Raw genomic sequence first — 12,429 nt, 5'->3', positions numbered from 1 at the left:
TATTATTATTGGTCTTTATTTTCTATTATCTCCAAATATAGCAAACGAAGATCGACCGAGAAAAATAAGTATGTTGTTGTTTGCGTTAACAGTGCCTCCATTCCTTGGATTTTATGATGGTTTCTTCGGCCCAGGAACAGGTAGCTTGATTGCTTTAGCGTTCATTCTTTTATGTGGATATAGTGCTACACGGGCAACTGCAAATGCTAAGATTTTGAATTTTACTAGTAATTTCGCTGCTTTGTTGTATTTTATTATTTTTGGCCAAATCGATTGGACAATTGGATTGATTATGATGCTTGGTCAAATTATAGGGTCATATATTGGGGCGAAGATGGTGCTTACAAAAGGGACGTCATTAATACGACCAATAGTGGTTATTGTTTGCTTTGTCATGGCAATTAAGATTTTTTTACAAAATATGAACTAAATGTAATAAATATAGTATTTGTATCGAAGTTAGAGTGTTTTCATGTTGTTATTGCAGTATTACACTGTTTAAGATGTGTTCAAAATTACACAATTTGACTAGTGTAATGTATTGCGTTATGCTTTTTCTATTATAAAAGAAAGGCTTGAAGATAATGATTCGTCGTTTGAGAAAGCTAAAAAATGTAGCAGTCGTAGTAAGCTTCTAAGTAAATAGCAAAATATATAATACTTAGAAGCGAGGAATAAAGTTATGAAGCATCCATTATTTAATCATTGGTCAGAAACAAAATATATAAAAGATATAGTAACAAATCCACTCATTGAAGTAGGAGAGTACTCCTATTATTCAGGGTATTATGGTCATCAAAATTTTGAAGATGGTTGTGTAAGGTATTTGTGGGGGGATGCTAAGTCACAAGCACTGTTTAATCCAATTGAACAGATGGGATGGCATCTTGATAAACTCATTATTGGGAATTATGTTTGCATTGCAAGTGGAGTAGTCATTTTAATGGGTGGTAACCATAATCATCACTCAGAATGGATTACAGTATATCCATTCGCTGAGCAAATTGAACAATCATATGAAACTAAGGGCGATACAGTCATTAAAAGTGATGCTTGGATTGGAATGAATGCTATAATAATGCCTGGCGTTACTATTGGTGAAGGTGCAATTGTTGCTGCAGGATCTGTCGTAAGTAAAGATGTTCCGCCGTATACAATAGTTGGTGGAAATCCTGCTAAGGAAATAAAGAAACGATTCACTGATACAGAAATAAACATGTTAATGGAAATGCGTTGGTTTGATTGGGATAGGAAATTGATCGAGAAGGCAATTCCGCTGTTATCTAGTCCATCCATTGAACCATTATTTGCTTTTTATAAAAATGAAGTAAAAAATAAATAAATTAGTTAGTTAGAAAAACTACATTCAGTATTGGGTGTAGTTTTTTTATTACAAAAAACTAATGGTTTAGACTAAAGAAAATTTATCTCTAATATAAGTCTAGCAAATAGCTCAATTGAATAATTAAAATCCCGATTGGTGAGGGTTAATAATTAGTGGGGATGAACAAAACCCCCACTGATTAAAGTTTCACTTTATTTTTTGTAAATGTGGAACAAATGTATTATGTAGATTGTCTATTAATTGTAATCCTAAAAAATATGAAAGTGCGAATCATTTTAAAAAATATAAGGGGATTAAAAATAAGGATATGCGTGGGAATACAAAGTATCAGGGCACCTAAAAGTGTCAGATGAGATGGTCTATATGAAAGCAATCCTAACGTTTAATATGTATATACAATTTGAGAACACTTTCTATTTTTTTGAGATTATGTTAGAATAACGCTTTTTTGAGTACAAAGATATTGGAGGTAACAGAAGTGAAAGGTATGTTTTGCAAGAGATTTATTGCAATAGTAACAGTGCTTACACTATTTTTTAGTATGTTCGTTACATTTGGAAGAGCAGCAGCGGAAACAGTTTCTGCTATAGAGGTTGAAGCAGGATCAGCAATTTTAATAGAAGCAAATTCCGGAAAAATTTTATATCAAAAAAATGCAGATGAATCATTGGCAATTGCTAGTATGACAAAAATGATGAGCGAATACTTAGTTCATGAAGCGGTAGATAAAGGAAAACTTAAATGGGATCAAAAAGTTAAAATTTCTGAATATGCACATAAGATTTCGCAAGATCGTTCATTATCAAATGTTCCATTAGAAAATGGTGGCTCTTATACGGTAAAAGAGTTATATGAGGCAATGGCAATTTATTCTGCAAATGGTGCAACAATTGCTTTAGTTGAAGAGATTGCTGGTAAAGAGGGCAATTTTGTAAAAATGATGAACGATAAGTCGAAAGAGTTTGGAATGAAAGATTATAAATTTGTAAACTCTACAGGCTTAACAAATCAAGATTTAAAAGGATATCACCTAGAAGGGACAACTCTAGACGAGAAAAATAAAATGTCTGCAAGGGATTGTGCAATTTTAGCACAACGTCTTATTCAAGATTTTCCCCAAATATTGAATACAGCAAAAATTCCTAAAAAAACATTCCAAGAGGGTGGTAAATATCCAATTGATATGGCGAACTTTAACTGGATGTTAAAAGGTTTAATTAAGCAATATGAAGGTGTAGATGGTTTGAAAACAGGAACGACTCCAGAAGCGGGAGATTGTTTCACTGGTACAGTAGAAAGAAATGGTATGCGCCTAATTTCTGTAGTGATAAAAGCAAAATCTCATACGGCACGCTTTGATGAAACAAAGAAATTATACGATTATGGATTTGCGAATTTTGAAGTGAAGAATGTCTACGGAAAAGATTCAGTAGTAAAAGGACATGAAACGGTACGAGTAGCAAATGCAAAAGAGAAAGATGTAGTAGTTCAAACGAAGCAAGCTGTTTCACTTCCAATGCGGAAGGGAAACAAAGACGGTTATAAAAAAGAATTTAAAGTATCAAATAAAGAACCAGAAGCGCCTATTAAAAAAGGTGTAACAATTAGTAAAATAATTATCTCGCCTAAAGATAATACCGATCCTGGGTTCTTATCAGGTAATTCATTACAAATAGACCTTGTAACAAAATCTGATGTGGAACAAGCAAATTGGTTTACACGTTTTATACGTAAAACTGGATCTTTTTTTAGTGGTATGTGGGATAGTGCGATTGATATAGTAAAAAGCTAATTTTATAGGATACAACTAAATATTAGTTTGAAACAAAAGGTTTCAAAGTATTATAGATTCTTATGTGGATAGTTTGGAATGAAAGATTGTATTACTTTTCAAATTTGGTCCTTCGGAACTTTTTGTATTTCTATTAAGCTAAAATAAATTTGTATCCATATACTCCAAAAACGCTATTCTTTTTGTAGAAATATACAGAAGGGATGGCGTTTATTATGAATCTTTCGATTTAAAGGATTCTGGTGCAAGGTTAGTTTAATAAAGTTACATGATGAAAAACCACCCATTAAAGTTTCACTTTATAAAAATTTAATAAAATCTTTTCTTTGTATTAAATATTTTGTTTTAAATTATGTATATAAAGAAATGGAGGTCAAATTAACTTTTTACTGCTTATATTAGGAATTTAAAGAAACGATGTGTACAATTCTCTCACTACATTCGCATAGTGGCCTTTATGAAAAGCAAAATCTACAATTTACAAGGAGAACATTTTATGAGTAAGAGAATAAAAGAATTAGATTCCATACGAGGGTTAGCGGCACTTACTGTGGTATTTGGACATTTTTGTTTAATGCTACCATCGTTGCCTAATTCTATTAAATTTTCCCCGCTTAGGTTTTTATGGGCGGGTGGGGAAGCTGTTATCGTTTTTTATGTACTAAGTGGTTTTGTGTTATCGATGGCACTTTATCATTCAAAAACAAATTATTGGGGATATTTAATTAAGAGATTTGTAAGAATCTATATTCCTTATTATTTTTGGATAATTGTTTCCTTTGTTTTATTTATTTTATTTTCGTCGTATGAAGTGGTAGGACTACGGGATTGGTTCTATGATAGGTGGCAAGGGTCTATAACAAAATTAGATATTCTAAACCACTTTGTGCTTCTTAATAACTTTTTTACGGAAAATTATAATCCAGTTATTTGGTCATTGGCTCAAGAAATGCGTATATCTATTGTGTTTCCTTTGTTATTCCTTCTTTTTTATAAATTGAATTGGAAGAAAACGATACTATTTGCTTTGAGCTTTTCTTTAATTAGTGTTTTTCTTAATGTGTTGTATATTGGGAAAGCTGAAGGATTTTATAATGGTTATGCTGATACACTGCATTTTACATCTATGTTTATGGTTGGAATGTTACTTTTTAAGTATCAGGAAAAACTTATCTACTCATATAGGAATATGAAAAAATTTAAAAAAGGATTTCTTATTGCATTAGGGATTATTCTGTATTTATATTCCATTTTAATTTATGGTTTTTCCCGTAATGATACTACTTTCTTATTAAAAGATTGGGGTGTCGTAATGGGGGTTGGTATATTTATTATAATGGCTATGAGTAACCTAAAAGTAAAAGCATTTTTAAATAAGAGTGTATTTGTATATTTAGGAGAAATTTCATACAGTATCTATTTGTGTCATTTTCCAATCATGATGGTACTATTTAAACTTTTGTATACAAAGATACCTATCTTTTTCCTTCTTACTTTATGCATTGCAATGACACTACTTTTTTCTATAGTTTCATATCATTTAATCGAAAAGAAATGTATCAACTGGGCAAAACAAAGAACAACCAATTTTTTGAAAAAAGTATAATTCCTAGAGAAATTTTATTTCTTTAGTAAATATACGAATATGACCGATTCCTAAGTATACTTAGGAATCGGTCAATTTTGGATTCTAAATGTAAATATAATAAAGTGGAATATAATTGAAATCGAAAACCACTTAGAAATAACAATTACGGTGTGAGCTATTGTATAGTATAGATATGGTTAATAATAAAGGGGGAATACATATGTGGAAGCGATTTGTAGCAATTGGTGATAGTTTTACAGAGGGGATAGGGGATGAAGTTGAGGGAATTGCATTAAAAAGCTGGATAGATCATTTTGTTCAACTGTGTGAAAACGATATAAAATATGCTAATTTGGCAAAGCGTGGCTTAGTAACTAAAGAAATTCGCTCGCAGCAATTGGAAAAGGCGTTAACTTTTAATCCAGATTTGGTTAGTCTCATTGCAGGGGCAAACGATGTTTTAAAAGGACGTTGGAATCATGATGCATATAAGAACGATATGGAATTTATGATAGATTCATTAAGTAAAGCAGGGGCTGATATTATTATAGCAAACCTTCCTGATTTTACAGTTAGGCTTCCTTTTGCTTCTGAAAAAAAACAAGTAATAAAAGAACAATTATTAGAGGCAAATGAAGTTATACGTTCACTGAGCAGAGAATATAAGTTTCATCATGTTGATTTTTGGAATCATCATTTAGTTAATGACAATACGCTTTGGTCTAAGGATTTAATTCATCCAAACTCAAAAGGATATGTAAAAGTTGCTGATTTGATTTTTAGTAGTTTGTCTGTACAGAAGACAAAATAATAGTTTGCAATTTAACGAATATGATATTAATTGTGCTAAGCTATGTTTTTTAGTAAATGGAGAGAACTAGAAATTTAGCATACAAAGCGTATCTACGATATATTTCTACAGTAGTGCATAAATGTAGAATTACAAAGAAAGATCACTTATGGAAATAGGTGGTCTTTAAACGTTTTTATAACTAACTTAAAATATATACTGTAGTACTAACAATTTCGTACTACATTAAAATTAAGTTCTCTTTTAGAAAAACTGATTTTATATTATCTTAAAATATAATAACATATTCAAATCATATTTTGGGTGTGTATCCTAATTGTGAATAATTTGTAATTTTTTTGAAGTGTAAATATCTAATAAATAAAATAGGTAGTAGGTGTAGAAGTATTAATACTATATTATTCAATTCTGTTATGAGTACATTAGTAATTGGTAGTATTATATTTTTATTATCAATTTTAGTTATTGGAATTAATTTGCATAGAAAATATGTAGGATAAGAAAAGATAAATATACTTTATTGTATATTTATCTTTTTGTTTAGTAGGATTTATAGTCTCTTTAAACTATTATGTTAATAAAATTAAGAAACTTAATTTTTGATATCCTTATGGCTAAAGCCATCTATAAACTGACAATATAACTAAATAATTGTTTGGTATGATTTGTGGGTTGGTTTTTTTTATCCGAATTTTCTGATTCAAATATTTCAACTTTATGAATATAGTAGGTGAAATATTTGTGTGATAGTATTTGAGATAGAAAAAAGCCAACTTTAAAAAGGATGTGAATTGAATGTGCAAACAACTATAAATGGTTATATTAAGGTAATGTTTAGCTGTTTTTTAGTGTAAGGTAAAGGTCTATGTTGTAACAGTTGATATAAATACGAAGAAATAGGTGCGCCTAAATTTATCTGACTATTTAAAATAAACTAAACCTTGAGATTAGTCTAGGTTTTGACGAAGTTACATTCTAGGTGAAATCTTTATAATGATTAATTAGGTTTAATAAAGGGGTACCTTATACGCAAAAGCGTTTATATTAGTAACCTAAGGAGCTTGCTTTTATGAAAACTACTGATTCAAAAGGCCTATTAGGAAATAGGGTTTATTTACAAGTTTTCTCTGCTTATTCATTGCTTATGCTTGGTGTTTTTATTGATATGTTAGCGATTATGACTATAGTTGGGTTTGAATGGGAAGTAGATCCTACTATGATTGGATTGATCCCTGTTGCATATGCACTTCCTGGAATTATTTTTGGCTCATGGGCAGGTGTTATTGCAGATCGTTTTAGAAAAATTCCAATTATGATGTTCTGTAATCTAATGGTTGGTCTAATAACAATTGCTCTTTTATTTGTACAAGATATCCACTGGCTCTTAGTGGCATTAATGATTCGTTCCATTTTTATTGTTTTCTATTATCCTGCACAGCAAACACTAACAAGACAGATTGTATCCCCGGACTTACTTACTAAAGCAGTAAGTATCAACGGAATAGTAGAGCAGGGTACCAAGATAGTAGGTCCACTTATAGGGGGCATGTTGCTGAGCTGGTTTCAACCAGAGTTCTGCCTCATTATAAGAGCTATAAGTTGTTTATTAGCTACCTTAGTTCTCATACCCACAATAAAATTTAAAGAAACTATATCGAAAGAATTTGTTGAAAAGCAAAAACAAAGTACTTGGACCGCTTGGGTACAAGGGTGGGGTTATGTGTTATCTAATCGGATAATATTATCAACCATGATTTTCGTTACAATAGCCATGGCAGTATTACAATTAGTCGACTCACAATTCCCAACTTTATTTAAGAGCTTATTCCCACATGATAAAAGTAAAATGGGATATATCATTTCTATTATTGGTCTTGGCGGAATACTTGGTGCACTACTAACTCAGAAATTAAAACAATTTCAATATGGCTGGGTAGTATGTGGAGGTATGGTTTTAATGGGAATTGGTTTTGGGGGGATTGGTTTGATAACGCCCGGTACGGTCTTCGTTTTAGCCTATTTAATTAGTTTTATCGCTGGTATCGGAAGTGGGCTGATGCTTGTATCTAATCAAGTCATTTTACAAATAGAATCCGACCAAGATCAAGTAGGAAGAGTATTTGGTATACAAAGCAGTTTAACAAACGCAGTTCTAATTATTTCTCCTGCTATGAGTGGCCCATTAGTGCATTTGTTTGGAGTAACTCAACTCTATGTTTATGGAGGGATTGGGCTTGTTATTATTGGATTAATTGGAGTTTCACTGCAGAAATATTTATGGGCTAAACATAAACACGAACCTATAAGAGCAAATAATTTTTGAAGGGGAGATTTTTATGACCAATGAGGAATGTTATCGATTAAGCCATCCGCAGCGAAGAATATGGTATACAGAAGTTATTCATTCTGATAAAGGAATATGTAATTTAAGATTTTTATTTAAACTTCATCGGAAAATGAATTATTCAAAATTAAACCAAGTTGTGAATCGCGTTATCAGTGAAAATGACGGTCTGTGCATTAGGTTAAAAGAAAATGGGCATCAGGAACCGAAACAATATTTTATTAAACATGAAGAACAAGAATTTGAGTTTTTTGATTTCAGTAATGTGGAGAATACAAATTTGCTTGAGGAATGGATTGAGCAGAAAACAAAAGACACGTTTACATTATTTAATTCAGATTTATACTATTTCGCTTTAATAAAATTAAACGATAATGAATGTGCAGTCTTTGGAAATGTTCATCATATTATTATGGATGGTTTATCAATTCAAATATTTACTGAGCAAATTGCAAAATATTATTATGAAATGCATAACGAGAATGAGGAAGGCGAAATTAAAAATTCATATGTTCAATTCCTGACCAATGAACAAACATACTTGAATAGTAGTCGCTTTCAAAAAGATCAAAAATTCTGGTTAGAGGAATTTAAAACACTGCCATCTGTGACTGGATTGAAGCCCTATAATACGTACCAAGTTAGCACTAAAGCATCACGTGAGACATTTATATTAACGGAGCATTTGAAGAGAAAGATAGAAAAATTTTCTGAAGATTACAAAATTAGTTTATACACTTTTTTTGTTGCTGCTTTCTCGTTGTCCATGTATCGGTGGACTTCATCGCTTGATATTGGTTTAGGAATGGCTTACGGCAATCGTATGACTAAAATGGAACGAAAATTGATTGGAATGATGGTGAGTACAGTTCCTTTAAGAATGGATATTGATCCAGAAGAAGAAGTACTTTCATTTATTAGCAGGGTGTCCAGAAAACAAAGCAAATTATTGAGGCACCAGAAATATCCATTTGATTTGTTGTTAAAGCAGATTAATAAAGAGAATAATAGTAATGTGAGACTTTTCGGAACTACGATTGATTATAGGGATCGCGATGAAAGTGGTGACTCACTATGGATTCCAAACCATGAAGAGGTACAAGATTTTGCAGTGCATATTGAAAATCTAATTGATATTGACTCTTTACATGTACATATTGATTATCGTGAGGAGCTATTTTCTAAGGAAGAGATAAAACGGTTTTTTAACGTGATGTTAGCGATAATGGAAAACACTTTTGAAAAACCAAAGCAGAAGGTAGCTGAAATAGAAATCATTTCTGAGGAAGATAAAAGAATAAGTTTAGTTGAGTTCAACAATCCTAAACTAAATGTCCCACCTCAAGTAACTATTCATGAAATATTCGAACAGCAAGCGATGATTTATCCAAATACTATTGCAGTTACGTATGAACAAGAAAAAATTACTTATAAGGAGCTTAATGAACGTGCAAACCAGTTAGCTCATTATTTGCAGAAAAAGGGAGTAGGACCTGATACTTTAGTTGGAATATGCGTTGAACGTTCCCTCGAAATGATTGTAGGTATTTTAGGGGTTTTGAAGGCTGGTGGGGCTTATGTTCCACTCGATCCAACATATCCAGAGCAGCGACTTCAATATATTTTAGAAGATGCTAGCATTCAGTTATTCGTGACGCAAGAAAGTTTAAAAGAATTGAAATGGTTACCAGAAAATGTTGAGTCGATTTGCCTGGATCGTGATCAAGATGAGATTGGGAAAGAAAGTAAGACTTTGCCGCTTTCTGATGTCGGTCCCAAAAATCTGGCATATGTAATCTATACTTCGGGATCAACGGGAAATCCAAAGGGCGTTATGATAGAGCATCACAATGTCATTCGGTTATTTAAATCAACGGATTGTTGGTATCAGTTTAATGAAAAAGATACTTGGACGCTTTTTCATTCGTATGCATTTGATTTCTCAGTATGGGAAATTTGGGGAGCATTATTATATGGTGGAAAATTAGTTGTTGTTCCGTACTGGATTAGTCGATCACCTAAGGATTTTTATCAATTATTAGTGGAGGAAGAAGTCACAGTTCTAAATCAGACACCTTCCGCATTTCGACAATTAATACGAGTGTGTGAACAAGAAGATAAGAATAAAAATTTGCAGCTACGTTACGTAATATTTGGCGGAGAAGCATTAGAACCTATTAGCTTGTTACCGTGGTTTCAAAGGTATGGTGAGAAAAACCCACAGTTAATTAATATGTATGGAATTACAGAAACTACAGTTCATGTTACATATTATCCAATTACTCTAGATGATGTGCAGCATGCTTCAAGAAGTAATATTGGAAAGCGGATTCTCGATTTAGAAGTGTATATACTAGACGCTTATCAACAACCTGTTCCTATAGGTGTTGATGGTGAACTTTATATTGGTGGAGCAGGATTGGCACGTGGATATTTAAATAGACCTGAATTAACAGCAGAGCGTTTTATATCTCATCCATTTAGTAGTGATCCGAAAGCAAGATTATACCGGACAGGAGACTTAGCGAGGTATTTGCCAGATGGGAATTTAGATTATCGTGGAAGAATTGATCATCAGGTTAAAATACGTGGTTTCAGAATTGAAATTGGGGAAATTGAGTCTACTTTACATACATATGTATATGTAAAAGAGGCAGTTGTAATTGTAAGAGAAGATCAGCCGGGCGATAAAAGATTAGTAGCATATGTTGTAGGAGATGGAAATGTAGATGGGTGGAGAGAGTATCTTAAAGCGAAACTACCAAGTTATATGGTTCCTTCGGGATTTGTGGCGATGGAAGCTATCCCACTTACAGCTAACGGTAAAGTTGATCGTGAGGCCTTACCTATGCCGGAGGAAAAGCAGATTAATAGTGAATGTGTTGGCCCTCGGAATAGTAACGAACAGATACTGACTACCATTTGGAAGCGAGTATTAGGTGTTAAAAAGGTGGGAATCTATGATAATTTCTTTGAAATTGGTGGCGACTCGATTCTCAGTATTCAAATCATATCTCAAGCAAGTCAAGTGGGGTTAAAACTTACTCCAAAGCAAATGTTTGAATGCCCAACTATCGCTGAGCTGGCACAAGTGGCTATAGAAACGCAGGGAGTACAAGCGGAGCAGGGAATTGTGATAGGTGATGTGCCTCTTACTCCAATTCAGTGCTGGTTCTTCGAGCAAGAACATCCACATACAGAGCATTGGAATCAATCAATGCTTTTAAGAGTAAAAGAAAGATTGGATGTGAAATTACTAGAGGGAGCGATATTAAATTTACTCAAACATCATGATGCTTTACGTTTCCGGTACGAACAGTTACCGAACGGAACGTGGAGGCAGAGAAATGAAGAGACTGATGAGCTGTCAGTACTCCATGTTGTAAAACGGAATCAAGTTAATGAAAAAGAGTGGAATACAATAATACAAGAAGAAATGAACATTAATCAAGCTAGTTTCAATTTAGTTACTGGTCCGTTAATGAGAGTAGTGTACTTTGAAGATAACTTGACTGGAAATGATCGAATATTCTGGGTGATTCATCATTTAGTAGTAGATGGAGTGTCATGGAGGATTCTATTGGAAGATTTACAGGTGGTATATAACCAGATGAAACAAGGTCAAGAAGTTCGCTTACCTGCGAAAAGTACATCTTTTAAAGAGTGGTCTGAACGACTCCAGACATACAGTGATTCGGGTATTTCAAAAGAAGTACAAAATTATTGGAATCAACAAGTAGAAAAAGAAACGATGAAAATTCCAATGGACTATCCAATACAAGAAACGACAGAGGAATCGATTGATCAAGTGACGAGGACTTTAGGAATAGAAGAAACACATGAATTGTTACACGAAGTTCCAGTAACTCATAAGACAAGGATTGATGAGGTACTATTAACGGCATTAGGACAAGCTATCGTCGATTGTACAAATCAGCAAACCGTTTCTATTCATCTAGAAGGACACGGAAGAGAAGAGGTAATTGAAGGTATTGATTTATCAAGGACAGTGGGCTGGTTCACGAGTATTTATCCCGTTCATCTCAATTTTCAAGGAACTCAAACACCTATTGAAGGATTAAAGTCTGTCAAAGAACAATTGCGTCGAATCCCAGATCGCGGAGTTGACTATGGTATTTTACGTTACTTGAATAAAGGATTACTTCCGTTTTATCAGCAAAAGCCTTCAATAAGTTTTAACTATTTGGGCCAATTTGATCAGGTTTTCTCAAGGGAATCTTTGTTTATGCAAGAGACAGGATTTACATTTTTAGATCATGCTCCAGATTCCAAACCATCTCATCTAATTGATGTTATCGGAATGGTGAAAGATGAAAAGTTACATTTTGTTTGGATGTATAGTAGAGAACAGTTTTCTAAATTAAAAATTCAATTGATAGCAGATGGTATGTTGAGGCATCTTCGTCAACTTATAAATAAACCAACAACAGAGTCTGCTTTTACGGTATCAGATTTTGCTGATGCAGAGGATCTTACGGAAGAAAGCTTGAGCAAAGTATTACTTAAATTAAAAAAGAAGAGGGTGTAA

General features: G+C 32.9%; 7 protein-coding genes. All 7 read left to right on the top strand.

The window, feature by feature from the left end; translation table 11 throughout:
• Positions 1-430 (top strand): TSUP family transporter (locus DN403_RS09715; RefSeq protein WP_149185427.1); only part of this gene is annotated, 430 nt, incomplete at its 5' end.
• 252 nt (positions 431-682) lie between these two features.
• Positions 683-1,342: a CatB-related O-acetyltransferase gene (locus DN403_RS09710; protein ID WP_000682536.1), complete on the top strand. Its 660-nt coding sequence runs from the start codon at positions 683-685 to the stop codon at positions 1,340-1,342.
• Positions 1,343-1,823: 481 nt separating this feature from the next.
• The gene (locus tag DN403_RS09705) at positions 1,824-3,137 is read left to right on the top strand and encodes a D-alanyl-D-alanine carboxypeptidase family protein (RefSeq protein WP_081143199.1); all 1,314 of its coding nucleotides are present in this window, start codon (positions 1,824-1,826) and stop codon (positions 3,135-3,137) included.
• Between the two features lie 457 nt (positions 3,138-3,594).
• Positions 3,595-4,743: an acyltransferase family protein gene (locus DN403_RS09700; protein WP_003282126.1), complete on the top strand. Its 1,149-nt coding sequence runs from the start codon at positions 3,595-3,597 to the stop codon at positions 4,741-4,743.
• Between the two features lie 202 nt (positions 4,744-4,945).
• A complete protein-coding gene (locus tag DN403_RS09695) occupies positions 4,946-5,536 on the top strand; it encodes an SGNH/GDSL hydrolase family protein (protein ID WP_000265867.1) in 591 nt (196 codons plus the stop codon).
• Positions 5,537-6,605: 1,069 nt separating this feature from the next.
• Positions 6,606-7,859 (top strand): MFS transporter, encoded by a 1,254-nt coding sequence (locus DN403_RS09690; RefSeq protein WP_000858612.1) that lies wholly within the window; start codon positions 6,606-6,608, stop codon positions 7,857-7,859.
• A 13-nt stretch (positions 7,860-7,872) separates the two neighbouring features.
• Complete coding sequence (locus DN403_RS09685) at positions 7,873-12,429, top strand: non-ribosomal peptide synthetase (protein WP_149185426.1); 4,557 nt, start codon at positions 7,873-7,875, stop codon at positions 12,427-12,429.

This window comes from Bacillus sp. AY2-1 (assembly GCF_008368965.1).
Taxonomy (GTDB): domain Bacteria; phylum Bacillota; class Bacilli; order Bacillales; family Bacillaceae_G; genus Bacillus_A; species Bacillus_A thuringiensis_S.
The sequence above is the reverse complement of the archived record's forward strand: the minus strand, read 5'-3'. Positions and strand labels throughout refer to the sequence as shown.

What these genes read in the sequence shown, in the direction of transcription:
- DN403_RS09710 (WP_000682536.1), top strand. Translation starts at nt 683, where the DNA reads ATGAAGCATCCATTATTTAATCATTGGTCAGAAACAAAATATATAAAA.
- DN403_RS09700 (WP_003282126.1), top strand. Translation starts at nt 3,595, where the DNA reads ATGAAAAGCAAAATCTACAATTTACAAGGAGAACATTTTATGAGTAAG.
- DN403_RS09695 (WP_000265867.1), top strand. Translation starts at nt 4,946, where the DNA reads ATGTGGAAGCGATTTGTAGCAATTGGTGATAGTTTTACAGAGGGGATA.
- DN403_RS09690 (WP_000858612.1), top strand. Translation starts at nt 6,606, where the DNA reads ATGAAAACTACTGATTCAAAAGGCCTATTAGGAAATAGGGTTTATTTA.
- DN403_RS09685 (WP_149185426.1), top strand. Translation starts at nt 7,873, where the DNA reads ATGACCAATGAGGAATGTTATCGATTAAGCCATCCGCAGCGAAGAATA.